The organism is Mycolicibacterium palauense, from assembly GCF_002592005.1.
Taxonomy (GTDB): Bacteria; Actinomycetota; Actinomycetes; order Mycobacteriales; family Mycobacteriaceae; genus Mycobacterium; species Mycobacterium palauense.
On the sequence record NZ_NVQF01000201.1, the window covers coordinates 1 to 1,107 of the forward strand.

Annotated in this window: 1 protein-coding gene; it reads right to left on the reverse strand. The window is 69.3% G+C overall.

Annotation, left to right across the window (positions count from 1 at the left end; all coding sequences use genetic code 11):
- Window positions 1-1,107: CoA-acylating methylmalonate-semialdehyde dehydrogenase (mmsA, locus tag CSR00_RS29850; RefSeq protein ID WP_099025948.1), on the reverse strand; the 1,107-nt coding region annotated here is incomplete at both ends.

The following is a 1,107-nucleotide window of genomic DNA, read 5'->3' on the forward strand; positions in this document are numbered from 1 at the left end:
CCGAAACTGTAGTAGGCCATCGGCACCGGGATCGGCACGTTGATGCCCACCATGCCCACCTGGACCTCGTTCTGGAAGCGCCGGGCGGCGCCACCGTCGTTGGTGAAGATGGCGGTGCCGTTGCCGTAGGGGTTGGTGTTGATCAGTTCCAGTGCGTCGTCGTAGCTGTCGACGCGGACCACCGAGAGCACGGGGCCGAAGATCTCGTCGGTGTAGACGCTCATCTGCGGGGTGACGTGGTCGAGCAGGGTGGGTCCGAGCCAGAAGCCGTCCGGATCCCGGTCCGCGCCGCCGTCGGTGGCCACCTGGCGCCCGTCGAGGACCACCTTGGCGCCGTCGGCCTCGCCGGCGTCGATGTAGGAGGCCACCTTGTCGCGGTGGGCCCGGGTGACCAGGGGGCCCATGTCGGAGTCCCTGGTGCCGTCGCCGGTCTTGATGGTGGCGGCGCGTTCGGCGATCCTGGCGACCAGGTCGTCGGCGATGGGGCCGACGGCCACGGCGGCGGAGATGGCCATGCAGCGTTCTCCGGCCGAGCCGAACCCGGCGTTGACCATGGCGTCGGCAGCCAGGTCCAGGTCGGCGTCGGGCAGGATCACGGCGTGGTTCTTGGCGCCGCCCAGCGCCTGAACCCGCTTGTCGTGGGCGGTGCCGGTGGCATAGACGTACTTGGCGATGGGGGTGGATCCCACGAAGCTGACCGCCTTGACGGTGGGGTTGGTCAGCAGCTCGTCGACGGCGGTCTTGTCGCCCTGCAGCACGTTGAACACCCCGGCGGGCAGGCCGGCCTGCTTCCACAGCTCGGCCAGCCACAGCGCGGCGCTGGGATCCTTCTCCGAGGGCTTGAGCACGACGGTGTTGCCGGTGGCGATGGCCAGGGGGAAGAACCACATCGGCACCATGGCCGGGAAGTTGAAGGGGGAGATGATGCCGACGACGCCGAGCGGCTGGCGCAGGGAGTAGACGTCGACGTTGGTGGAGGCGTTCTCGGTGAACCCGCCCTTGAGCAGGTGCGGGATGCCGCAGGCGAATTCGACGACCTCCTGGCCGCGGGTGACCTCGCCGAGCGCGTCGGAGAGGACCTTGCCGTGTTCGGCGGTGATGAGGGCG